The 26,043-nt window shown below is 38.4% G+C and carries 18 protein-coding genes; 9 read left to right on the forward strand and 9 right to left on the reverse strand.

What is annotated here, in order from left to right; all coding sequences use genetic code 11:
• Positions 1 to 168 precede the first annotated feature (168 nt).
• A complete protein-coding gene (locus HMJ38_RS11650) occupies positions 169 to 1,647 on the forward strand; it encodes a protein adenylyltransferase SelO (RefSeq protein WP_194974579.1) in 1,479 nt (492 codons plus the stop codon).
• A 380-nt stretch (positions 1,648 to 2,027) separates the two neighbouring features.
• Here the strand turns inward: HMJ38_RS11650 and HMJ38_RS11655 are convergent, their stop codons facing one another.
• The gene (locus tag HMJ38_RS11655) at positions 2,028 to 2,897 is read right to left on the reverse strand and encodes an alpha/beta hydrolase (protein ID WP_228780018.1); all 870 of its coding nucleotides are present in this window, start codon (positions 2,895 to 2,897) and stop codon (positions 2,028 to 2,030) included.
• 394 nt (positions 2,898 to 3,291) lie between these two features.
• Here HMJ38_RS11655 and HMJ38_RS11660 point away from each other — a divergent pair, with 394 nt between their 5' ends.
• The 6 genes from HMJ38_RS11660 to HMJ38_RS11685 all read left to right on the forward strand — a co-directional run bounded on the left by HMJ38_RS11660 (position 3,292) and on the right by HMJ38_RS11685 (position 12,176).
• Complete coding sequence (locus HMJ38_RS11660; RefSeq protein WP_194974580.1) at positions 3,292 to 4,248, forward strand: sugar phosphate isomerase/epimerase family protein; 957 nt, start codon at positions 3,292 to 3,294, stop codon at positions 4,246 to 4,248.
• A 171-nt stretch (positions 4,249 to 4,419) separates the two neighbouring features.
• Positions 4,420 to 7,164, forward strand: coding sequence for an McrB family protein (locus HMJ38_RS11665; RefSeq protein ID WP_194974581.1), 2,745 nt, complete (start codon positions 4,420 to 4,422; stop codon positions 7,162 to 7,164).
• Positions 7,157 to 8,539, forward strand: coding sequence for an McrC family protein (locus HMJ38_RS11670; RefSeq protein WP_194974582.1), 1,383 nt, complete (start codon positions 7,157 to 7,159; stop codon positions 8,537 to 8,539). The genes HMJ38_RS11665 and HMJ38_RS11670 overlap by 8 nt, the downstream gene beginning before the upstream one ends.
• 369 nt (positions 8,540 to 8,908) lie before the next feature.
• Positions 8,909 to 9,805, forward strand: coding sequence for a RhuM family protein (gene rhuM / locus HMJ38_RS11675; protein WP_194974583.1), 897 nt, complete (start codon positions 8,909 to 8,911; stop codon positions 9,803 to 9,805).
• Between the two features lie 9 nt (positions 9,806 to 9,814).
• Entirely contained in the window at positions 9,815 to 11,263 is a 1,449-nt protein-coding gene (locus HMJ38_RS11680) for an amidase (protein WP_194974584.1), read from the forward strand.
• Positions 11,264 to 11,372: 109 nt separating this feature from the next.
• The gene (locus HMJ38_RS11685) at positions 11,373 to 12,176 is read left to right on the forward strand and encodes an alpha/beta hydrolase (protein WP_228780019.1); all 804 of its coding nucleotides are present in this window, start codon (positions 11,373 to 11,375) and stop codon (positions 12,174 to 12,176) included.
• A 167-nt stretch (positions 12,177 to 12,343) separates the two neighbouring features.
• Here HMJ38_RS11685 and HMJ38_RS11690 read toward each other — a convergent pair whose 3' ends face one another.
• Complete coding sequence (locus HMJ38_RS11690; protein WP_194974585.1) at positions 12,344 to 13,306, reverse strand: sodium-dependent bicarbonate transport family permease; 963 nt, start codon at positions 13,304 to 13,306, stop codon at positions 12,344 to 12,346.
• Between the two features lie 62 nt (positions 13,307 to 13,368).
• Positions 13,369 to 13,698 (reverse strand): hypothetical protein, encoded by a 330-nt coding sequence (locus tag HMJ38_RS11695; protein WP_194974586.1) that lies wholly within the window; start codon positions 13,696 to 13,698, stop codon positions 13,369 to 13,371.
• Positions 13,699 to 13,792: 94 nt separating this feature from the next.
• Here HMJ38_RS11695 and HMJ38_RS11700 point away from each other — a divergent pair, with 94 nt between their 5' ends.
• Positions 13,793 to 14,701, forward strand: a complete 909-nt coding sequence (locus tag HMJ38_RS11700; RefSeq protein ID WP_194974587.1) for a LysR family transcriptional regulator — start codon at positions 13,793 to 13,795, stop codon at positions 14,699 to 14,701.
• On the opposite strand, the gene HMJ38_RS11705 is transcribed toward HMJ38_RS11700, so the two are convergent.
• Positions 14,698 to 17,448: an outer membrane beta-barrel protein gene (locus tag HMJ38_RS11705; RefSeq protein ID WP_194974588.1), complete on the reverse strand. Its 2,751-nt coding sequence runs from the start codon at positions 17,446 to 17,448 to the stop codon at positions 14,698 to 14,700. The two genes, HMJ38_RS11700 and HMJ38_RS11705, sit on opposite strands and share 4 nt — an antisense overlap.
• Before the next feature lie 456 nt (positions 17,449 to 17,904).
• Here HMJ38_RS11705 and HMJ38_RS11710 point away from each other — a divergent pair, with 456 nt between their 5' ends.
• Entirely contained in the window at positions 17,905 to 18,507 is a 603-nt protein-coding gene (locus tag HMJ38_RS11710) for a DUF4136 domain-containing protein (protein ID WP_194974589.1), read from the forward strand.
• A 450-nt stretch (positions 18,508 to 18,957) separates the two neighbouring features.
• Here HMJ38_RS11710 and HMJ38_RS11715 read toward each other — a convergent pair whose 3' ends face one another.
• From HMJ38_RS11715 to HMJ38_RS11735, 5 genes are all read right to left on the reverse strand, one after another.
• Complete coding sequence (locus HMJ38_RS11715; RefSeq protein ID WP_194974590.1) at positions 18,958 to 20,754, reverse strand: SLC13 family permease; 1,797 nt, start codon at positions 20,752 to 20,754, stop codon at positions 18,958 to 18,960.
• A gap of 161 nt (positions 20,755 to 20,915) precedes the next feature.
• The gene (gene alr / locus HMJ38_RS11720; protein WP_194974591.1) at positions 20,916 to 22,073 is read right to left on the reverse strand and encodes an alanine racemase; all 1,158 of its coding nucleotides are present in this window, start codon (positions 22,071 to 22,073) and stop codon (positions 20,916 to 20,918) included.
• Complete coding sequence (locus tag HMJ38_RS11725; RefSeq protein WP_194974592.1) at positions 22,067 to 24,061, reverse strand: hypothetical protein; 1,995 nt, start codon at positions 24,059 to 24,061, stop codon at positions 22,067 to 22,069. Before HMJ38_RS11725 ends, alr begins: the two co-directional genes overlap by 7 nt.
• A 111-nt stretch (positions 24,062 to 24,172) precedes the next feature.
• Positions 24,173 to 25,393, reverse strand: a complete 1,221-nt coding sequence (locus tag HMJ38_RS11730) for an ATP-grasp domain-containing protein (RefSeq protein WP_194974593.1) — start codon at positions 25,391 to 25,393, stop codon at positions 24,173 to 24,175.
• Between the two features lie 174 nt (positions 25,394 to 25,567).
• Complete coding sequence (locus tag HMJ38_RS11735) at positions 25,568 to 25,798, reverse strand: hypothetical protein (protein ID WP_194974594.1); 231 nt, start codon at positions 25,796 to 25,798, stop codon at positions 25,568 to 25,570.
• Positions 25,799 to 26,043: the final 245 nt, after the last annotated feature.

Below are 26,043 nucleotides of genomic sequence, written 5' to 3' on the forward strand. Positions count from 1 at the left end.
ATAAATTCCATAAGCAAATCGGCTTTAGCCAAAAGAGTTAAGCCCAATTCGTTTTTATTTTCCATTCTCTCCTGATTGAAGTCTGGGAAAAATCTAGACATAAATTTCTTGGGCATTGAATCATTGGATTCCTGAACCTGTTAATGAGGTTATTCAAAATCCTTTTCTATGTCTTCGGTCAAAATTATCAAAAAAAAAGCAGGTTGGAATCTTCAGCATTCTTATGGAAAGCTTCCTTCCGGTTTTTTCACCTATCAGCAACCTATTCCCGTCAAGGACCCCAAAACGGTCATTTTGAATGAGGATTTATCCAAAGAAATGGGATTGGATTTTTCGGATTTTCAGCCTCAGGAGATTGCCCTGCTGTTTTCAGGAAACAAAACCCCTGAGGGAAGCCAACCTTTGGCACAGGCTTATGCAGGACATCAATTCGGCAATTTTACCATATTGGGTGATGGCAGGGCCATTCTGATCGGTGAACAAAAATCTCCAACCGGTACCCTAATAGATATTCAGTTAAAAGGTTCGGGAAGGACTCCCTATTCCCGGGGCGGGGATGGCAGGGCCACCCTTAAATCCATGTTGCGGGAATATCTGATCAGTGAAAGCATGCATCATTTGGGCATACCTTCTACAAGGTCCTTGGCAGTTGTGGAAAGTGGGGAAACCGTTTACCGGGAGAGAAGTCAGTCAGGGGCGATACTGACCCGAATAGCGCAAAGCCATATCAGAGTCGGTACCTTTGAGTATGCGCGTCAATTTTTGCCTATAGAAGCGCAAAAACAGTTGACCGATTACACCATAGAAAGACATTACCCTGTTTTAAAAGAAGAAGATAATCACGCTTTGGCACTTTTGAAAACAGTAATGGAAAAGCAGGCCGCATTGGTAGTGGAATGGATGCGCGTGGGTTTTATCCATGGCGTGATGAATACGGATAATATGAGTATTGCAGGAGAAACCATTGATTATGGACCCTGTGCTTTTATGAATAATTATAATTCCAAAACAGTTTTCAGTTCTATTGATGCCAATGGCCGCTATGCCTATGGCAATCAGCCCTACATTACCCATTGGAATCTATCTGTTTTGGCAGGTGCTTTGCTGCCCCAGATTCATGCTGACCAAAAGCAGGCCATTGAATTGGCCCAGGAGGCCTTGAATGCTTTTCCGGTAATGTATGAAGAAAAGTGGTTGACTATGATGCGTGGAAAATTAGGTATGGTGGAAAAAGAAGCATCTGATAAACCTATCATCGAAGACCTTTTGGCTTTGATGCAGCAATTTGCTGCGGATTACACCAATACATTTATCGCACTACAAACCGGAGATTTTTCGGGTGAAGCTTTCTTTGAAACTTCAGCCTTTCAGGAATGGTACTTGAATTGGGTGAAGCAGGTGACCCGGAATGGCAGGACTTTGGAAGATGTACAGAAGTCCATGAATTCCTACAATCCATCCTTTATCCCCAGAAACCATTTTGTTGAAAATGCTTTAGATAATGCGGCACTTAATAATGATTATCAGTTATTTAAAGAACTTCATCAACTATTGAAAAACCCCTACAACCCTGATCCCACCAAAAGCCATTATCAGTCTCCACCTCCTAATGGAGATGCAGGATATCAGACTTTTTGTGGGACTTGATTGGGACTTGTTTTTTGGATTATTACTACAAAATTGTAGGAGTTAACTAAAACAGCATTAAAGAGAAGCGAAGAACTTTGCCTTGTCACCTCGACGGCAGGTCTTGTCCGCCGAGGTGGAAGAGGTCTAATTCCTTAGGTTTATAGATTTCTCTCTACGTTCGAAATGACAAAGGGAAGGTCAATGCATGGGTTTAATCAAAATCTGCAATCAAGACTTAGGAAAACTTCACCTTGTCACCTCGACGGCTGGAGAGGTCTAATTCCTGCAGGCTTTCTAGATATCTCTCTTCGTTCGATATGACAAGGCAAAGTCTTTTCTATACTTGAATGCTATTTTATAGTTCAAATTTTCAATATCCAAACTTTAAAATGACCTCACTATTTCTGATGAAAGGTCTCTGAAACAAATCCCAAAACCTCCGGCAATGATTCCCGCCAATAAGTCCAATTATGGGCGCCGTCACGGATTCTGAACTCGTGGGGGATTTCTTTTTTCTTCATAGCAATATGCACCAAGCTGTTTCCTTCATACAAGAAATCATCATCCCCGCAATCAAAATACCACTTGATGGATTTCATTTTTTCAGGATCATTGAGTTCGATTTGTCTTAAGGCCTGATGCCTGTCATAGTAGGCAGTTAGCGTATTTGGATTTTTAACAGTGACTTTTTGGGTTTTCAATCCTTGTTTGAATTCTTCAAAAGTATTGTTTCTCACCGCTGCACTCAGTGGACATGCAGAAGAAAACAAATCGGGTCTATGCATGGCGTAGAAAAAGGTTCCTCCGCCGCCCATAGAGAGTCCTGCTATGGCACGGTACCTTTTTTCGGATTTGATCCGGTATTTCTTTTCTACTTCGGGCATCAATTCCTCAAAAAAGAAATCCTCATATCGCCACTCATTATTGACATCGTTGAAATAGCCCCGTCTTCCGGTATTGGCATCAGGCATGACGATGATCATGGCAGTGGCTTTCCCTTCCTTGATGGCCTGATCTGCAATATGTTGCACTTCCCCAAATTGCACCCAACCCGTTTGGTCATCACCGGCACCATGCAGCAGGTATAGCACAGGGTAGGAGCGTTCAGAACTTTCATATCCGGGAGGAAGGTAAATGGCGTATTTCCTTTCCATATTCAGGATTTTACTGTTCATGGTGAGGTTGTCGAATACTTTGCTTTCCTGCGCTGATAAGGATTGTAGGCTGAAAGTAAGAATTGCCAGTAAGAGAATTTTCAATCGGTTCATTTGGTTTGGGTTTGATTTTGGATTTAGGCATAGACTTGGTTTCTCAGAACCCTAAATCTTAATGCAATCTTTTCAAGTTTACGCGAGGAGGACGACGGCGGACCGGGCCGGCCTTGGCCTTGTGCTCGGATAGGATTCCGCCGTCTTGACTTTTTTGGTTACTTTTTTTGTCAAGAAAAAAAGTAACTATATAGACTGACATTCGATTTTAGCAGGTGTTTCAGAATCCAAAAGAACTCATATTCCAGATTTATGAAATCACATTTCAATTTATCTCTAAAAACCCCCACTACAAACAAATACTTGCCATAAGGACACAAACTGCATCCAACGGTCAATTTATCCTTTTGAACCCAATTCAAAAAACCTATATTGTCTTATCAACCCTCGAACTATGAATAGAAGAAAATTTATCCAAAACACCTCTATTGCCTCCATGGGATTGGCATCCATGCCATTTTCTAATTTATACGCCAATCAAGATCCAAGCAGAAAATTCAAAATCTCCCTCAATCCCGGAATCATTGGGGTTAAGGCAAACTTTTCGCAGACCCTAGACTACGCCATTCAGTATGGCTATGAAGCCATCAGTCCATTTACCCAGGAAGTGATGGAAAACTATTCAGCCGGACTACTGAATGAAATTCTGGCCAAAATGAAATCGCATAATATCAGTTATGATTCCATCAATATCCCGGTGGAATACAGGAGGGACAAGATCCGATTCCATGATGACTTCAAAAAACTGAGAGTGTTCTGTGAGGCCATGGAAAAACAGGGTGCCACCCGCATCAATACCTGGATTTTTTCCTCACATGCTGAACTGACTTACAATGAAAACATGAAGGAACATGCCTACCGCTTGGGTGAATGTGCCAAAGTCATGAAAGACCATGGCATTATGTTGGGACTTGAATACCTGGGGACCAGGCCATTGGTGGTTGGGGCACGCTATCCCTTTATCAGTACCATGAAAGAAGGCAAGGAACTGATCGGAGAAATAGGACAAAGCAATGTGGGATTTGTCCTGGACAGCTTCCATTGGTACTGTGCCGCAGATACCCTGGAAGATATCCGCAGCCTCAAACCGGAGGATATCATTGTCGTCGACATCAACGATGCCCGTGCCGACTTCACCCGTGAAACCCAAGTGGACGGCAAGCGGGAACTCCCCATGGCTACCGGGGTGATACCCATCAAAGAATTTATGCAGGGCATAGTGGACATCGGATATAGCGGACCCGTCAGAACAGAACCCTTTAATCAGGCCCTTAATGATCTGGAAAATGAGGAGGCTTTGAGAGTAAATATGGAGGCGATTAAGAAGACTTTGGGGACGGTGGGGTTGTGATTTTTTTGGTTTTGGGAAAGTGAAAATACCGTGTTTAGGGTATTTTTTGGTAAAGGCTAAATGATTAGGTTTAGAAAATAGAAGTGTAGAAACCATACTTGTTTACCCGAAATTAACAAATTGGTCTATTTCCAGACTGTTAAGAGAGTTGGCACCAAAAATAGATTTTAAATGAGTACAGAAAAACTTAGCGAGAAAGCAAAAAAATACTCCTTGTCGGATGAAATAATTCAGAAGAGAGAGAATGACAGGCTTTCTTTCATTGAAAAATTCCCTCTTGAAAAGATAAAAGACCTATCAATTGATCAGTTCGTTCAGGGTACAAATGAAAACAGTTTTTGCTATTGGTTAGAATTTAAAAAAATAGGTTTTGGAATTGGAGGTGGGAATGCCTCCAAGTTCGGGATATATAAAACAAAAAATAAGGAAAAGGAAGTATATGCTACTGGGTATGGTAAAAATAAGACTTATCTAAATGAAAATGATGCGGAACAATATTTCTCTGAATTACTCTCAAAAATTCTAACAGCGCTAGATTACACAAATAATGATAAGATTGATAAAATTAAAGAACTTGATATTCCCATGTGGAACATGGTTCTTCAAAAAATTCTATCAATCTATTACCCGGAGAAATTTCTTACAATTGGATCATCTACTGTTCTTATTAAATGTGCCAAAGAATTAGGGATTATTGAAATTGAACTTTCTTCTGAAAATTCAATTCAGATTAATCACGAATGCAAAAAAGCGATCAGTAGCAACCCAATTTATTCCAATTGGCCATACGAGAAAATAGGTGCTTTTATTTGGGAAGCATTTGATGGAGAAGACGAAAAAAGGAAAAGTAAAAAGTCTGTTAAATTCTACTTAGTTGGAGCCTATTGGGATGGAAGTAATCCCGCTGACCAAACATCAAGGTTTTTGGAAAATGGAATTTGGGAAAATGGTTATGATGACAAATTTGTTGATGATGTAAAAAGCGTTCCTAAGGGAAGTAAAATAGCAATCAAAGCGGCTTTTACCAGAGAGAAAACAAAATCAGTCATGGCTATCAAAGCCATGGGTATTGTTTCTGAAAATCATGGAGATGGTAAAAAATTAGACGTTCAATGGGAAAAAGAATTTTCTCCATTTGAAGTTGACTTTTCCGGAGGGTATTGGGCTACTATTAAAGAGGTAAAAAATGAAGACCACATAAATCAAATCTTTAATCGTTCATCAAAAAAAGCTAATCCAAATTTATTTGAAACAGTAAAATATAAATTTGAACCTGGTGTATTCGAAAACTATATCCATTTTCTGAGAAAAATTTTAAGAGGCTTGGAAATCATACCAAATGATAATCGTATAGTATTCAGTGTTAGAGATAATAGACTAAATTTCACGGTCGGACAGCGATATAGTTTTAATCTCTATCTAAATGACTCTCGGGGAGTGTATGGTGTTATTTCAAAAAGAAAACTTGATCAAAATAGTGAACCGTATGACGGTAACCCACCACAACCTTTTTATACATATTTTGAAGAATTCTCTCCATCTAACTCGGATTGGAGTTCAGTTATAGAAGCGATTAAAGACGAGCTCGACAAAACTTACAAATCTGGGTTTAGAAGACATAATAATTCGGATTTTGAAAATTATGTTTTTGATATCGAATCTGAAATAAATGCAAATGATGCAAAAATGAATTATCCTCTCAATTCAATACTATATGGACCTCCTGGAACTGGTAAAACATACAATACCATTTTAAGAGCAGCAGAAATTATTGAAAATCGAACTATTGACTCTTATGATGAAGCAATGGAAATATTCAAAACTAATCTTCACAATCAAATTGAGTTTATCACTTTTCATCAGAATTATAGCTATGAGGATTTCATTCAGGGATTAAGACCTGAAACAGATATCAAATCTTCCTTAGTATTTGACAAAAAAGATGGAGTGTTCAAAAAGATTGCTGATAAAGCGCTAGAAAATCTAAAACTTGCTCAAAAGGCACCCGACGAACTTTCTAATGAAGCCAAGTTTGATAAAGCTCTCGAATTATTTTCAGATAAATTACTAGAAAGCGATGATAACTTCAAAATCAATGACACTGCCTACATATTTGAAGTGGAAGAAGAGGCATTTAGATACAAAGGTGAAAAATGGACAAACCATGCGAATGGTTTACGGATGAAATTCAGTGATTTAAAAGAATTTTATAGAAATAGTGTCAAAAGCAGAAAAGATGTTAAAGGTTTGTCAAGTATTTCTGGTCTCGCCAATCAGCATGCAACTTATTACTATTTAGTATATGCAGAAATTCTTAAATATTTGCCTAAGAAAACAGAAGGCCCCCAAAAAGTAAATCGTAAAAATTTTGTAATCATTATAGATGAGATCAACAGAGCTAATATTTCACGAGTTTTCGGTGAGTTGATTACTCTAATTGAACCTGATAAACGGTCTCATGGAACTGTTCCTTTAGAGGCCCGATTACCATCTGGAGATCCATTTATTGTACCTTCAAATCTTTACATCATTGGCACAATGAACACTGCTGATAAGTCTATTGCATTATTGGATATTGCATTGAGAAGGAGGTTTGAATTTGAACCAATGTATCCTAAGTACTCAGAGGATGGACTTAATGTTAATGATGAAAATGTTTTAAAATCAATTAATCAATCAATTATTTCTGACAAAGGACATGATTTCCAAATAGGTCACTCTTATTTTATGGATTCAAAAGAAGACCCTTATGATTTAAAAAGAAGAATGAATGTAAAAGTCATTCCTCTTTTATTAGAGTACTTCATGAATGATTCAAAAGCAGTCACTCAAATAATTTCCAAAGCATTATCTGACACAAAATTTGGTATTGTTGATAAATCTTGGCCATTAAAAATTTCTGAAAAGAATGATTAACCTCTTTGAATATCAAAACAAGGTAAACATTCAAGATACATTTGATGGCTTGGAAGGATTTCTTGACGAAATCTGGAACAGCCGTGAAAAGAATTCTTTTTATTCCGAGAATGGAGATGAAAAAATAGAATCACAAAGGTTTCTTCAATTTATCCATAAAACGAATGAAATAAAATCCAATAAATACGTTGGGGTAATTCATTATAACGATAAGAATATAAACCTTATACCTAAGATTTTTTTCGATCCTAATAAAAACTATACAGCCGAAACTGAAGAACTAAAAAACGAAATAAATCAAATACAAAATCACATTCTTTGGTGGTTAAGTTATTGTCGAAAAATCAAATTCCCAAAGTATCAAACTTCTTTGGGCAGTGCAAAAAGTGATTTTTTTGAAGTTTTAATTTATTTATTTTCAAAATACACAAGGCAGCTATTAAACTCGTCCATATTCCAGCAGTATGAAGAAGTAAATCGTGAATTGCCATTTATCAAAGGAAGGTTAAATATAAATGAATACATTAATGAGAATTTAAGCAAAGGGAGATGGCATAAACTCAATTGTACATATGATGCCTTTGTTTTTGATAACGAATTCAATCGAATCATAAAATACGTTACTACGCTTTTATTTAATGTTACTTCTAATCAAGACAATAAAAAGAATTTAAGGGAGATCCTTTTCATCTTAGATGAGGTGTCGGAAGAAAGAGCAACTGCTGAGCAATGTTCTAGAATTTCGTTTAATCCTATGTTTGGTGAGTTTGAAACAGTCAGGGATTACTGTCAATTATTTCTTACAAATTGTATTTCATTTGACTATAAAAATGATTTAAAACTATTTGCCTTTCTACTTCCAATGGAATACGTCTTTGAAGACTTTATTTTTGGCTTCATTGATAAAGAACTGGAAAGTGTAACGGCTAAAGCACAGAGAAGCGACATTTTTTTGGACGAAGAAAAAGTATTCAACCTTAAGCCTGATTTATGGCTAAAAACAAATCATAAATCCCTGATTGCAGACACAAAATACAAAATTGTTTATTCAGATGAGAAAGACCCCAAAAAAGGAATTTCTCAAAACGATCTATATCAAATGCTTGCATATGCCATTAGGTTTGAAGTAGATGAAATAATCCTATTTTACCCAAATACAATTAAACAAGGTCAGGAAGCAGCAACAGAATTGACAGTTATTGATGCTTTGGCAGATGGCAAAGAAATATCTATTAGGGCATTTCAACTTCCAATCATTAATCGCGAATTACTTGAATCGAATTTAATGACCAAAACTGATTTAAGTGAACTCTTTGAAACAACTAAACAAGGATTGAAAGATAGAATAGAAAAAATTCTGTTACCATTATTTTGAACCATAGATATGAATACCAACCATGTTTTTTATGAAGAATAAGCAGGACTTTCAGTTGTCGCAAATTTTGCGATAACCACTCCTTATGGTGCAATCAAAGGCAATCACAATTACAGAACCTTACAATTAGGTAACTTATTTCAGTAGGGTATTGAGTAAAGTTTAACAACCGATCACAAATTGTGACAGGTTCGAAAAGCTGAATCACTTATTGAAAAATCCCTACGCTTTTTCTAAATTGTAAAAACCATAATATGGCATTATTTTAAACTTGATTTTTGTATTGACATGAGCTCAGAATTAATCCTATCCCAAAAACAGAGCAACTCTCAAGGATTCCTTGACCATTCAATAAGAAGCTAGCTGTGCATGAAAAACGAAATCATCCTATATCGTCCAAATGAACTTGCCGAACATATTGAGGTGAGGCTTGAAGATGAAACTGTATGGTTGAATAGAAACCAAATTTCAGCGTTGTTTGATAGAGATGTAAAAACTATTGGTAAACATCTTACCAATGTATTTAAAGAAGGTGAACTTGATGAAATAGCAACTGTCGCAAAATTTGCGACAGTTCAAAACGAAGGTGGAAGATTGGTGGAACGCCAAATTGAATATTACAATCTTGATGTTATCATTTCTGTAGGCTACCGGGTAAAATCTAAACAAGGAACCCAGTTTCGTATTTGGGCGAACCAAGTTCTAAAAGATTATTTACTCAAAGGCTACTCCATAAACAACCGAATGAACAGGTTGGAAGATAATTTTGAAACCCTAAAAAACAAAGTAAACGAAATAGACTTACAAATAAGCACACATCTCGTCCCAACCCAAGGCGTCTTTTTCGATGGACAAGTATTTGATGCCTACGAACTCGCTTCCAAAATCATCCGATCTGCTAAGGAAAGGATTATTCTGATTGACAATTACATTGATGAAACTACATTGACCCATTTAGCTAAAAAGCAAAAAGGAGTGAAAGTGCTGTTGCTTACCAAAACCCCTTCGATAGGCTCAGGACAGGCAAACAAACAACAGACTTTAGATGTGCAAAAAGCCAATGCGCAATACGGCAACTTTGAACTCAAAATTTTTACCCAAAGCCACGACCGATTTTTGATTATAGACAACAAAGAGGTTTATCATTTAGGTGCTTCCCTCAAAGATTTGGGGAAGAAGTGGTTTGCTTTCTCTAAATTGGAAGTGAAGTCCGTAGAAGGTATAATGAATGAAATAAAGAACTTGAATGATAATCAAATCCTCTAAAATGACCATATGGAAAGTATAGTTTTTAAGTCGGCCATTGAAATTTTATCATTGATACACAGTGGCAAAGTCAGTTCAAAGGAAGTTTTACAGGCTTTCTTGGAACAAATAGAGAAGTATCAGCCTAAAATTAATGCGATTACTGACTTAAAAGACAGAGAAGTATTGCTACAGGAAGCGGAACAAAAAGATCAAATGCTGAAAAAAGGCGAACTGATGGGACCACTGCATGGGCTACCCATGACCGTCAAAGACGCTTTTAATGTTAAAGGCCTGATCAGTTCCTTGGGAATTCCTTCCCTTCGAAAGAATGTAGCAAAGGAAGATGCTGTACTCGTTCAAAAGTTGAGAAATGCAGGCGCGATCATCATGGGTAAAACAAACCTACCCTTGTTTTCCATAGATTGGCAGACTACCAATTCCTGGTTTGGTCAAACCAACAATCCGTATAACACAGAATATGTTGCCGGAGGCAGTTCGGGAGGATCAGCTGCAGCCTTGGCGATGGGTTTCACGCCTTTGGAATTAGGCTCTGATGCAGGCGGTTCTATACGTGTGCCCGCTCATTTTTGTGGCGTTTGTGGGATAAGACCGACCGAGCAAACACTTTCCAATCGGGGCCAGTTTCTTGCTCCCGGAAAGCCACAGGGACAAAGACAGATTACTGTGGCCGGTCCGATGGCAAGGACGGTTGATGACTTGATACTCGCCATGTCTGTTCTGACACAGCAACCGGAGATTTCAGAAATTTATCCTGTAGATTTCAATCGAAGCGGTTGGGATAAATCGCCTTTAAAGATTGCCTACTCAAAAACGATGTATGGATTGGAAGTTCAGGATGATTATCAGGATTTGATATCCAACTTTCTTACCAAAATCAAGTCGGCCGGTCATTCCATACAGGAAGATCAACCGGAGTATGATGCGGATTTGGCGTATAGGATCAATGGCCGGTTTATGGGATTTGAAGTTTCATCAGGTTCTCCCATGCCTCCTTTTATTACCGGCATTTTTATGTTCTTGTTTTTGCTTATTAAATACCGGGACATCCATTGGGCAAGGAGTACTTATAGAGGTATCCGCATGTCTCCCAATATGCATTTGAGAACTGCCGAGGTAAAGGAAAAAATAGGGGATCAGTTTATTGATTTTTTTAATCATTATGATCTTTGGATAACTCCCGTTGCATCCATTACCGCTTTTAAACATCAAAAAGCAGGAAAGCCTTTTTTAGTCAACGGCAAAAAAGTGGCCTATGCGGATGCCTTGGGCCGATTCAATTTTGATACTTCCATAGGGGGACATCCGGTGGTGGTTATTCCTATCGGTATGTCAAAAAATGGTTTACCTGCAGGGATATCACTTCACGGACGTAAATGGGAAGACAAAAAACTATTGGAAATCGCAAAAGAATTCCAGGAACAGTTTACAAATGGCTTTATAATTCCAGAGATGTAGATTTTGATTTTATTAGGCCCGGGGAAAATATGAAAATCAGTATCTTTAAGTAAAAAGTAGTAAGTTTTGAGCATATCCAGATGTGCGTTACTTAATTAGAAAGTAAAAAATGATGGGAAAACTTCTATACTTCTTAATAGTAATTGTAGGGATATACGTGATTGTATGCATTGCTTTTTACTACTTTCAGGAAAAACTGATATTTTTTCCTGAAACCTTGGATAAAAATCACCAATTTGATTTTGGGCAAAAATTTGAAGAGCAGAATTTTGAAACAGCGGATGGAAAATTGCTCCATGGTCTTTTATTTAGGGCGGATAGTACAAAAGGTTTGATTTTTTACCTACATGGTAATGCAGGATCATTAAATGGTTGGGGGCAGGTAGCCAATACTTACACCGAATTGAATTATGATATTTTTATTCTTGACTACAGAGGTTATGGAAAGAGTGAAGGTAAAATAACCAGCCAAAAACAATTGTTTGATGACAATCAAATGGTTTATGATAAGCTGAAAAAGGAATACAATGAACAGGATATCATCGTATTGGGCTATTCCATTGGAACCGGAATGGCCTCATACCTTGCTTCAGAAAACAATCCCAAACAATTGATTTTACAGGCACCTTTTTACAGCTTGACTGATCTTACAGGTCAATTTTTCCCTATTCTACCATCATTTATTATAAGGTATAAATTTGCCAATCATCAATATTTAGAAAACTGCACTATGCCTATTACTATTTTTCACGGAATTCAAGATGAAGTTATCCCTTATAGATCTTCCTTGAGACTCAAAGAGGAATTAAAATCCAAGGTAGATCTGATTATCCTTGATGGTGTGGGGCATAATGGAATGACCGAAAGCACAGCGTATATAAGGGAATTAAAAAATATCTTAGGTACTTTCTGAAATTGTAAAACTGAACCGGTCGCAAAATGTGACCGGTTCGAAAAACTGAAAAACTCTTTGAATAATTCCACTTTAACAATAAAATTAAGGATAAATGAAAACATACATCTTTGCGTCTTGGCGTCTCTGCGGGAAAGGTTGTCTAAACATCCTTAAAACAGCCCTAGTTACGAAACCAGATAAAAATACAAGGGCATCCCGATCGTGATATTGATGGGAAAGGTGACGGCCAAGGCCATGGGGAGGTAGAGTCCAGGATTGGATTTGGGTACGGTCATTTTCATGGCAGCGGGGACCGCGATGTAGGAGGCACTCGCGGATAGGATGGCCAGGATAAAACGGTTGGAGATGTCATCTGTTACGGATGAACTCAATACCGCCACTACACATCCATTGAATAGGGGAATGACGATGGCGAATATCATGGGAAACCAGCCATAGGAAAAGAAGGATTGGAGTTTTTTGCCGCTTACTATTCCCATATCAAGTAAGAAAATTGCCAAAAACCCTTTGAAAATATCATTGGTAAATGGCTTGATTCCCTCTGCTTGGGCATCTGATGCCAAAAAACCTATCAGCAAACTCCCCAAAATCAACAACACACTGCCATTGGTGAAGGAATGTTTGACCACTTTTCGTTTTTTTACCAGTTCAGTGCCCGCATCCATTTTGTCATAGGCAGATATCAATATCAGGCCCACCACAATGGCCGGAGCTTCCATCAGGGCCATAATGGCTACCATGTGACCATGTAAAACCAGTTGATGCATTTCCAAATAAGATACCGCAGTCACAAAGGTGACCGCCGAAATGGACCCGTAGGCCGCTGCAACAGCACCGGCATCATATATATTCAGCTTTTTCTTAAGGATAAAGAAGGTATAGAATGGTATCAGGAGCGAAATCCCGATTCCAAAGAGAATGGTCCAAACGATTTCCCAGGAAAAAACTTCATGGGCCAATTCCTGTCCCCCTTTAAAACCAATGGCAAACAATAAATATAGCGAAATGAATTTTGAAGAATTAGGAGGGATTTCCAGATCACTTTTCAAAAAGACGGCAATCAGGCCCAAAACAAAAAATAATAAAGCAGGATTGGTTAGATTTTCTATCAATAAGTCAATATTCATACAAAAACGTTAGAGAAATCTTGATTTAGCTAGTTTTATATGTTCCAACAAATTCAAGTATCCTATTCAGCAATCTCTATATTAATGGTAGCCTGTATTTTGATAGTACCTTCAAAAAAGGCATCATCCTTAAACAAGTTCAGGATCCTCTTTTCAGTCATTTGCAATTCCGGTAATCTTCTGGTTGAGATCTTATCAAATTCACCGAACCTTTCAAGGCTGCTCAGATTTCTCAACTGATGGTATTTGATTTTGTCACCGAATAACTGAAGAAGAATTTCTTTGGCATCCTTCATGGAAAATTCTCCGTTGATTAATTCTAATTCTTCACTTCTCGTTTCAGATTGATTATTTGATGAATTTAGGCCAGTTTCTGCATGTGAATTTTTCATATTTCAGTTTTTTTTTGGTTTTGTGCTGTAAAATTGTTTTTTTCAACCCATAAATTTTTATTTAAGTTTATAATATTATATATAAAAATTATTTATGAATTATACCCTGAACCAATTACAGATTTTTCTGAAAATCGTACAGACCGGAAGCGTGACCAAGGCAGCCGAAGAACTTCATCTGACACAGCCTGCAGTGTCTATTCAGTTAAAAAACTTTCAGGACCAATTTGAAATACCCTTGACTGAGGTGGTGGGACGTAAAATCCATGTTACGGATTTTGGACATGAGGTGGCGGATTCGGCAGAATATATCATCAATCAGGTTTATGCCATCAATTACAAGACCATGGCCTATAAAGGTTTATTAACGGGCCGTTTAAAGATCTCTGTCGTTTCCACAGGTAAGTATGTGATGCCCTATTTTTTAACTGATTTTATGAGGGAACATTCGGGGGTTGAACTGTTAATGGATGTTACCAATAAAAGTAGGGTAGTGGAAAGCCTAAAAAAGAATGAAGTGGATTTTGCTTTGGTTTCTCTATTGCCCACCTCCATCAGTTTTGAAAAACTGGATTTATTGGAAAACAACCTTTATTTGGTGGGTAGTCCACAATCACATTTTGATGAAAATATCGGGGAAAAAGATTTTTTCAAAGACCTGCCGTTGATATTTAGGGAAGAAGGTTCAGGTACACGTCAAACCATGCAGCAGTTTATCGAAAAGAACAATATATCCATTGGGAAAAAAATGGAGCTGACTTCGAATGAAGCTGTCAAGCAGGCTGTCATGGCAGGCTTGGGCTATTCCATCATGCCCTTGATCGGAATCAAAAATGAACTGCATAACAAGCAGCTTAAGATTATACCCATGGAAGGTTTACCCATTACGACCATGTGGAGTCTGATTTGGCCAAAAGAGAAAAAGCACATGCCAGTCCCTTTGGCTTTTCTTCAATATTTAAATAAAGAAAAAGACAATATTGTCGCGAAAATGCTGCGTTAATTTTCGGTGTACATTTCTGAGTAATCTTTCTCATCCATTCCCTTGGAGAATCTGCGCAGGTTGTAGGTGAAGCTTAACATCACGTATTGTTGGAGTACGTTTGACTGGGTATCCTCAATAAATGTTTCGGTGATATTTCTTCTGACATTGGCATTCTGTCCCAATAAGTCGTACACCATCAAACTGATCTCACCCCTTTGGTTGTTGAAGACTTTTTTCCCCAAACTCATATTGATCAGGGTAAAATTGGTATCAAAACCCGAAGCCAAACCATTGTTTATCTGATGGTTGAGGTCTAATCGGTAAATGATACCTTCCCACACGATCCAATTGAAATTCACCCGGAATCTTTGTTGGAAAAAGTCATTGCTGAGGTTGGGATTCAAGGTATTGTTGACCTGATTAAAGGAAGACCTGGACCAAATGTTAAAGTCCACCTGATCGCTGATATTACTGCTTAAGGAGAACCCTGTACTCAGACGGGTGGAATTATTGAATCCAATGGATTCATTGACCTGTCCCGGTCTTTGGGCATATCCAAGACCCGCGTTGATATTGAAGTTGGATTTGATAAAGCCCAATGGCATTCCGTAACTTAACCAGGAACGAAAATCCTGATACCCATCCAAATTCACGGGTTTATTGAGTTGTGAACCCCTTTCCAAAATGATCCCATCTTGTATTTCAGTTGGTTCTTCTGCTATCAGGACCGAATTGGAAATGAAATCATCTACAAACCTGGATTGGGCAAATACAAACCAATTTTTGTCAGAATCGGGATTGTTACCTCTGAACCTTAGTCTAAATTGATTGGTGAATGCCTGGTCAAGTTCTGGATTACCTGTCCTCAACTGAATGGGATTGGTATTGTCAACTACTCTTTGCAGCTGCCCTACATTAGGTTCATTGGTATAGGTATCGTAATCCAATTGAATATTGGTATTTTCAGAAAATTTATATTCCATCCTTACTGTGGGAAGGATGTTGGTAAATCTCCTGTTCAACAATTCTGTGGAAGGAAATTCCTGCAAATTGTCTAATTTGGCATCCTGGTATTCTACCTCTGCCTGAATCCTGTACTTTTCCGTAAGATATTGATAACCCAATTCTGTACTTTGGGTCAGGTACTTGCTAATAAAAACATTACTCAATGCCGTGTCCAGTAAAAAAACACCGTCATCAATATCTCTGTTTTCCACATTGAATAGTAACCTGTCTGAATCGTTTTTGCGGTTTCCGATTTGGTATTCGGCTTCCATCTGACCTCTTTGACCTAAAGGCTCGGTGTAAGAAACCCTTGTCTGCCAAGATGTTCCGGTTCTTTCCCGGGTTATCCTCTGGTCAAGATTTTCTATCCTTTGTCCATTTTCTTCAAAAAACGTGTTTTTTGCATTTCGGTCGGATTCATCTAAATTCCAACCATTGGATAATCTGGTCCTGAATGTAACCGTTCTTCCGGGTTTGTTGAACTTATGACTATAAAAGAAACTATTGAAAAGATCATAGTCTTGGTATTTTCCTGTTTTGATGTTTTCTACGGTGTTGATGGGACTGAATCCATTATCAGTTTGTCCAAAAAAACCTGAGTTTTCTGTTTCAAATCTCGCCGAAAATCTGGGTATGTACAGAAAGCGGTTTTTTTCATTGGGATTGTATTCCAACCTTAAATTTGCCTGATGCCGGTTATTGACTCTCACATCTGTGCTTCTTTCAGTATAAAATTGATCAGAGTTGTCTGAAGTGATAAACTCTCTAAACCGGTCTACTATTCCGATATTTTCACGGTTGGAATAGACATAGCTGCCTGCAATTTTCACTTTTTCTGCATAAGTATCCGAGTAATTCAATCCCAGAATATTAGTAGTAATGATACCTTCCTGTGGGTTGGCATTATCCTGAGCATTGGGGTCGCTGGAATAGTTCAGCACATTTACATTGTTGGTCAGTCCTGTAATGGTAAATCTTTGATCCTCATCAAAAATATTGACACTCGCCCCGGCAAGGTATCTGTCATCAGTTCCATATCCTGCTGTTCCCTTCCCAAATTGTCCTTTACGTCTGTTGGTTTTGGTAATGATATTGATGGTTTTCAGTCTTTCCCCATCATCAAATCCACTCAATTGAGCCTTTTCACTTTTCTGGTCAAATATCTCAATGCTTTGGATCATTTCGGCAGGGATGTTCTGCAAGGCAGTTCTCACATCTGTTCCAAAGAATGGTTTACCGTCCACCAAAATCTGTTCAATATTTTCTCCCTGAGCTTGGATGATGCCGTTCTCTGTACTGACACCCGGCAACTTCTCGATGAGAACCTGCGCACTGGCATCTTTCATGGTTTTGAAAGCATCTGCATTGAAAGCAGTGGTGTCTCCTTTTTGGGTTCCTGTGGATCGCCTTGCTTCAATGACCACTTCATTAAGGTCTGTTGCGACCTCACCAACAGACAAAATCCCCATATCATAATCTGAATTTACTTCAATTTCTTTGGAAAAATCTTGGTAACCCATAAACTGAACCCTTACCAAGTAAGAGCCTCTTCTGACAGAAGTGATTTCAAAACGACCATCAATATCCGAGACAGATCCGCCAACTTGAGAGGAATCGTTTGCGCTCAGTAATAGAATATTGACGAAGGGAAGTGGCTCTTGTCTGTCCGCTTCTTTGACAATGCCTTTGATAGAAAAAGTCTGGGCAACAGCTAGTTGTATGAATAAAAATGAAAAAAGGAAAGCAAATAGGTACTTCATTTCACAGATTTGAGATAAATAATTTTGAAAAGGCGAAATCTTGGTTAATTGGACTATTAAGCAAATTCAAAATAAGGTTCAAATGTTTATTTTTTGCGCCTTTATATGCTGAGTGGTTTTATAATTAAAGGAACATGGGAAATTGTCATGTAATTATTGTCTGAATTTTATATCGAAAAAATTTCCTGGATTTAGGATAGAGGTCAGGAAAATCATGGAAAAAGGCACTTGTTGTCAGTAGGGGATTTCTTGAAAATAAAAATTTCAAGAAAAAGGGAACAATTTAATGAAATCAGTTTGGCACCAAATTCGATTTACTTTTAATCAGTATCGAAAAGTAGAATGATTTTCTGATTATTTAAAAACTATTTAATGTAGCACGTTTGATTGGACATCATTGAAATCCTACTTTTTTAATCAACAAGTATTCAAACTTTACACTAAAACTAAAAAATCATGAAAAATTTAACAATACCTTTTTTATTTAGTCTGGCGACTCTAATTTTCTTCGGATGTGCTCCAAAGAGTACCCTGAGTGTAGGTTCAGATCAGAGAATGAATAATGATATTTCGGACTATAAGACCTATAATTGGGTTTCAGAGGAAGGAGAAATGCCAAGTACCCAAATATTTTTGGGATCACAAAGTGCCATTATCTTCCATCAAAAATCAACCAGAGGCATGTTAAAAGAAGCCATTGAAACACAGCTTACTGCCAAAGGTTTTACCAAAGATAGAAACAATGCCGATATGCTGGTCAATTATTCGGTATTGGAGGAAGGTGCCCAATTAAGGACCTATATCAGGGAAGGGTATTCTTTTTTATGGGAAGGACCTGCTCAGCGAAATGTTGAAATGGTGGATGTAGAACCAGGAACTGTCCTTGTAAACTTTATAGATGCAGAAACAGGTTTACAGGTGTGGCAGGGATTTGCTTCCGGCGCATTAGAGGAAAGCGATTTGAAAAGTGAACAAATGCTTCAAGCTAAAGTAGAGGCCATATTTAACCAATTTGATTTTAGTGCCTTTAACATAGAATCTCAACAGGCCACCAGATAGAATTCTTGAATCAAAAAACAACAATCAAATTTTTCAAGGCAGATTTCTCCAAATAATTTGGATGTATCTGCCTTTTTGTTTTTTCCAATTTGCATCATCAATGCTATTTAGAAGATGATTGGGATATTTAGTAACCTCATAAAACTAATAAACTCAAATGTATGGACCGAAATCTGGCCAAAAATTTCCCCAAATTGTAACATTTTTTAGAATCTTGACAAACCTGAAATATTCAATTTTTGCAGTTATTATTTTTTATACAATTTATTTTAGTCTTTGACAGGATTGGGTTACTGGCAAAGAAGCGCATAACCATTAGTTCAAATTCAATATTTGCAGAACGGTATATTTTCGCAAAGAACTGTTGTTTTTATAAAAAAAATTGGGAGAGATTATAAATGGGATTTGTGGGAGTAGGAGGGTTCTAGATGGTGAGTTTGGATCTTAGGTTTATAAATAGAAGGTGTAAAAAAAGGCGACTGTCAAAACTATAAATAGGATGGTCATACCGCTACCTGCTTTGATATAATCACGATTTTTATAACCTCCGGAGGACATCATCAATGCATTTACCTGATGAGTGGGTAAAATAAAAGAGTTGGAAACACTGATGGCAGCAAGCAGCACCAAAGGCCTTGGATCCAACCCTGCGATTTCGGCCATTCCGATGACCAAAGGTGCCAAGACTACTACAGCACCGATATTGGACATGAATAAGGAAAAAATGGTGGCCAATATAGTAATGGCAGTTACCAGAACCAATACAGATCGACCTTCGATCAATTGCATCATATTTTCCGCTAGAAAGAAAGCCGCTCCGGATTTCTGCATGGCTACACCCAAAGGAATCAAACCTGCCAAAAGAAAAACAACCTTCCAATCTATGGCTACATAGGCTTGTTGGATACTGAGAACCCTTGATAGAATCATTGCCAAAGCACCGGTCATAAATGCCAAAGCAATAGGAACACCCAAGAAGGTAAGCATGATCGCAAAGGCGAAACTTGCCACGGCAGGAATCGTCTTTTTCTTGTTTTTTGGATCCGACTCGATGGGTGTTGCCACAATCAGATCGGAAGTTTCCTTCAAAGTCCTGATGTTGTCCCATAGCCCATAGACAATCAAGGTATCTCCATAATCAAAAATATGGTCAGAAAAGTCGCCTTTAATCTCTTCTCCTTTGCTGAAAAGCACCAAAGGTTCTAAACCAAAACGCCTTCTAAAACCATAGCCTCTCATTGAATTTCCAATCATTTCAGAACTTGCAGGGAAAATAATCTCTGCAAAGCCTGAATCTTCGGGTTTGTCCAATCTATTGAAAAGAGAAGGCGCAGGTACTACTGAAAGCCCAAATTCTTTTTCCATTGCCTTTACAGCATCTTCTCTACCAAGAATAGCCAAAATCTGCCCTTCCTGAAAAGCTATTTCTCTCCACGGGGCATAAATAATATCCTCACCATTGGATAAGGCAATGATATTACATTGCAATTTTTTCCATATACCGGAACTCTCAGCCGTAAGTCCAATCAAGGGGCAATTGGGTGTGATGGACAAATACCAGATTTTTTTGGAAAGACTGAGTGTATCCATCAATTTTTCCTGTCCGGATTTTTTTGTTTCCAAACTTCTGTCCTTTGGCAGAACCTTATTGCCCAAAATGAAAAAATAAACTACTCCGGCAATCAGCAATACTGCTCCGATGGGAGTGACTGCAAACAGGCCATAAGGCTCGAGTTCGGCATTTTTGAGCAAATCATTGATCAATATCAGGTGCCCCGAACCTACCATGGTCAGGGAGCCGCCCAAGATTGCGGCAAAACCAATGGGCATGATCAATTGGGAAACAGGGATTTTGGTTTTTCTGGAAATATCCAAGGTCCCCGGAAGGAAGAGTGCGGCTGCACCTATATTTTGCATAAAGGCAGAAAGAGTTCCTACCGAGATTGAAAGAAAACCTATGATTTTGTTTTTGTTATTACCGACCTGAGATAAGATGGCTTCGGAAAATTTCTCCATCACTCCTGTTGTGGTAATGCCATATCCCAATATCATGACAGCTATCATGGAGATTACCGCATTACTGGAAAAACCCACCAACATTTCATCTGTCGTCAAAACTCCGGACCAACCTAAGGCTAGCATACAAATAATCGCGACAACATCTATCCTGAATAACTCAAAAACCATCATGATGACAGTTGCGGTCAGAATACCTAAAACAATGATTATCTGTGGATCTGTTTCCATGCAACAAAGATTAGAAAATTACTGCTAAAATAGCAGTGAAAAGGCTTTGGCATTGGTGCTTTTTGTCACATTTCCTTTTATAAAATTCTTCAGCCCTTCACCTCGCACAATGAACAAATTATAAATTTCTGTTCAAACATATATGAATATCTTGAGGGATCCTATCTGATGACGGTACGTGGTATGGCAGCAGGTAATCTGCTCAGCATTTCGTTGTTCAGGAGTTGAGTGCTATTGGTAAAACTCGACACATTGATCACACTGTTATTCTGTCTTCCAATCAGTACTACTTCATCGCCAAGTTGAGCTTCCTTGATATGACTGATGTCCACCATAAATAAATTCATATTGATAAGGCCAACGATCGGGGCTTTTTTGCCATGGATCAATACATGTCCTCTGTTGGACAAAGCCCGGGGATAGCCATTGGAATAGCCCAAAGGCATGACAGCAATGGTCATTTTTTGTGTGGCCTGAAAGGAAGTGCCATAACCAATGAACTCTCCCTTTTCTACATCACGGATGTCCATGATGTCAGTTTTCCAAGTGAATATCCGCTTAAGGGAGGCATCCATCTTTTTGTTGGTTTCATGTAAATGGGCAAAATAGATATCTGGACTTGGCCAAAAGCCATACTGAGCGACTCCGATCCTCACCATATCATAGACCGTGTCCTGCATGGCCAAGGCAGCAGCGGAACAGGCAATGTGCCGGATGTTTGGCACCACCTTTTTTTCTCTGCATTGTTTTAGAAATGCTTTGTAGCGCTTATGCTGCATGTCTATTTTAAATTGATTTGAAACTGATTCAGCACCACCAAAGTGTGTACATAGCCCCTCGAAAATTATATGCGCTTCATTCTTTTTTAGGTATTTGAGTACTTTTAAAAAATCCCTTTGAGGTAGCCCTGTTCTATTTGCTCCCGTTTCCACTTCGATATGAACTTTTGCTGCTTTTCCAATTTTTTTTGCCGCTGCGAGTGTTTTCGGCAATCGTTCATAGTTGTAAACAAAAAACTCTATGTCATTTTCGATCGCCCAAGGAATATCCTCTTCATAAATGATGCCCATGATCATGATACGACTTGTTGGTGAGCAAACACTCAGCACTTCTTCAGCCTCAAAACTAGAGGCCACCGAAAAATGGTTGACCCCACATTTTTCAGCCATGGGTACGAAAGATCTGATACCATGGCCATACGCATTGGCTTTTACCACGGACGAGACAATGGCGTGCTCGCCGATCTTCTTTTTGATAAAGTTTATATTATTCTTGTAAGCGGATTGCTTTAATTCTATTCTAGAGGAGTGTTTTACCATAATTTTTTAATTTCAAGCCAAGTGTAAGAACGCCCCCAACTTTCCTTGGCCAATTTTTTGATTTTTTGAATTTCTACATCTGGAACGTTATTCATTTTATCTGCCGCTTCCAAGGTATTGTAGTGAAAGGCATAGATCCTTGCAGCAAATTCCTGCAATGGTAAGGAGGATTCACCGTATAATTCTCCATTGCCATAGACGGAGGGTTTGATACCTTGGCCCCAATCTTGGCGCCCTTCATTATTGGGATTTAGAAAATATGCACGGTAGATTCCTTTCAGGTCAATATCCACCCGCAGCAATGAAACTGCATGGAAACCCAACATATCTCCTTTTGCACTTGTAATAAAAATTCCCACAGGATTTGGGTAAATTAACCTGTAGCCCCCATTGTATTCGGGATGGCACATGGCATAGAAGACACTGATAAAGCCATCAAAATCTACAATAGCATTGGACAAATAATCATAGGCCGAGGCAAAACCAATTTGAATCCATTGCCCGTATAACGCCGGGTTTACCCATTTGTGAGGATCTTCTCCTCTGCCCGAAGCCCTCAGCATCATCTCATTGTAGACCTTATCCAGCATGGGCACCAAAGTCACCGATACTGCATCCAAATTATGATCAAGGTTTTGAACCAATCCCAAGCCTACTTCGGAGGATTTTATTTCCTGGGCTTCAAATCGGAAAGTAAGATCATTGTAGGTGGCTGCTGTCTGCACCAAATGGATGAGTTTTGCGGGGGCGTGTTGACTCCACATACTGATTCCCCGGGCACTTTGGCAGGTTGGATTATTGCCTTGGCCTACACCAAGTGGCTGCCCCAATACTCTGAACAAAGCACCCATCAAGTATTGCAATGCACTGATTTTTTCGTGTGGTGTCTTTGTAGATTTCAATATGCGGGCTTCTACATCAGGATGAACTTTGATGGTAAGCATATTGGCCAAGCCTGAGCGCACAGCCTCTCTTGAAAAAATACCTGATTCAAGCATTTTAGCAAGTCCATAGATACATTGGGCATTGTATGGATGAATTGTTTTGAGAATCAAATTGGAAATAAATTCCCTGAATTCGTTCCATCTTGCGGTGCCTGCTTCGCTCAATCCCAAGGCTAATGGAATCAGTTCTTTGTGACCATTTTGGATCAGAAAAATAATCAACACGGATTGGTATTGACTCACCAGTCCAAAACTCAACATTGCCCGGCTCATTTCCGCAGATTCTTCCCGCAGTTGGTCTTTTGACAAATCTTCCAACAACTTTTTATATTCCTGATAATCCTTATTTGCGCTATTGATGGTTGGCCTGTAAATGCATCTTTGAAACCTCAAAAGCCGGGCATCCAATTCATTTTTAGGATCAAGTTCTATTTTCTCTTTTACAAGTGCTATGATCTTTCGCTGTTTTTCTGTCACTACCGGCCTTTGCTCACAAATCAAGGTGAGTTCTTCCACCAGCTTTTCTTTGACATTGTCCAGTTCAGTTTTTTCAGCAATGAATTTGAACAGGGTATGAACTTTCTTTAATTCATGACCACTCATGACGAGTCTGGTTTCCTCTAATGGCTCATTGAAAACAAACTCCAAGTTGGCCACTATGACTTCCTGAATAAAGTTTTCCGCATCAAAAGGGGAAGTACCTTTAAATTCCAACTTCCCCTTGGCAATCGCCAAGAGACGTAGCTCACTCAATATTTCGATGGTCGAATTTGGGTGACCGCTCTTGAGAGTTCCATTGACAAGACTTGCTACCAACTTTGATGGGTCCGCCCAAGGAGAACCTTCAAAAATACCCGCTTTTGACAAGCCTGTTATATTTTGGAAAATAAATTTAAGCCCTTCTGTGCTGTCTATGAGCAGGTCAATTTGCCCCATCATTTTTCTGGCCTTTTCTGGCCTTGTAAGTGCCGTCGCCTGACTAAACTCCTTGAATTGTTCTTCGAATTTTTGATATGTATTGTCTGTAAGCACTTGATTATGCATAAAAAGGCAAAATTTTAGAATGAATGAGTAGATTTCTGAATGCGCGTAAAATGTAAAAATAAAACCTTCCAACTTGAAAGGTTTTATTTTTAGGATTTCAATTTTATCGTATTATTGGTAAAAATCTACATTTTCGTAATGTAAGAGCAGTTCCGTCATTCTATCCGGATCTTCTCCTTTGAAATTGACCGTACCAAAATGATTACCAAAACCTTCACGGCTATTGATTTTTTGATTGGTATATGGGGGAATCAAATTATGATCAAGAAAATATGATTCTTCTTTCAATTCATCAGGAATTTCAAGCTTATTGATCACATCCTTGTGCGGGTAAATCATCACATTGCCATAAAATTGTTTGGGTCGGGCATCTAAAGGAGGTAAAATTTCTTTCAACTCTTCTTCCGATAAGTTTGGATCGTGACAAAGTACAAAGGCACCCAATGCATCAAAGTCATAAGCTTTTCCTGCCAATTCCAAGATATGACCTCCGGGAATCCGGCAGGCTACCTCTCCAAAACTCAATTCGTCGTTTTCAGTAAGGAACCACTCAGGGTGAATCATCCCGTATTCAATTCCGAATAAGTCAACCAACTTTTGCATTTCCTTCATGATTTTATCACGCTTGGTATGCAAGTGATGGCCCTCGGGAATAAAATTCGAATAACCTAATTTCACATATTCTGTGATGTTGAGGAAGCGGATTTTCCCACCATGAATAAATGCCTCACACGAAAACTCAGTACCAGGCAAATGACTCTCTGCCAAACAAGGGAAATCACTTTCCTGACATTTATCTTCTATATCCTGTATGGACTTAAGCAGACGGTGCCCAACAGTACCTGCCGAAGCAAAGGGTTTGATATGAACCCAACTGTCTTGTTCTCCTTCAATCTGAAGGTTGGCTTGGTTAAGTCTTTTCATAAAATTCTTAACACCCTCCTTGTTATACACCTCTTCAAATAACCCCACTCTTAGGCCTCCTATCAAAGCTTTTCTTTTCATCATCGCCTTATTACGAAACAAAAACGCCCTATTTAATACCCGGGGATCTCCTCTGTAAATCGAGTTCAGGGCACCTGCCCATTCTACAGTTTCCTCAAAAAGCGGAACTGCGACATCTACATCATAGGCTTTCAATTTTTCAAACAAATCCAAGGAATTAGATGTATCGCTCCACTCATTAAATTGGTAGCTTACAAAGGGAATGTTATTTTCCTTTGCATATCCCTCAAAATCGGGAAAGGAAACGACTACATAAGGTTTGTTGAGTTTTTGCATACTTTCTATCACAGGTAAACTCCAACCCATCAATGCAAAACATTTTGCCATAATTATATATTTATTTAGTTATCAAAAATTTTCTTCTCAATAATCTATCAAAACTGCGACCAATAACAAGTTTTCGCCATATTATTTACAAAATTAGTCATATATTTAAAGTAAATCATTCAATAATTCAATCCTCGTTACACTGTCACGAGAAATAGGCAAGTTGGAACTGCTTTATCTTGATTCAGGTGAATCATTTTTCTCTGAAGGTTCTGTATCCTCTGAAGAATTCTTTTTCTTTTTACCCTCACTGTTTTTGTACTCCTCTTTTCTAGGAGGCCTGGCACCCTCAGAATTCCCTGGAGTGTCTCTATTTGTGCCTTTATCGACGGTATCCTCTTTCTTTTTCCCAAAAGCTATCATTGGAAAAATTGTTGTTGTTTTGTTGTTTATCGGGATCATCATATAGTTGGTTAGGTTGTAATAGCTAATTAAAAACAATAATTGAACCAGATAATCGAAGGAGTTCCTTAATGGAATTTAATGTCAGGAGTTATAACCAATTATAGTGGCATTTAAAATTCTAACGACTACAAGCCTGTTAAATACCCATACATCCCTTTTCACTTTAAAAAAAAATCAGAAGTGTTGATTTTGATTGAAAATGAGCAAACATGAAATGGAGGAATCTTAAAAATGAAATTCAACTT

Source organism: Aquiflexum lacus, from assembly GCF_015476655.1.
Taxonomy (GTDB): Bacteria; Bacteroidota; Bacteroidia; order Cytophagales; family Cyclobacteriaceae; genus Aquiflexum; species Aquiflexum lacus.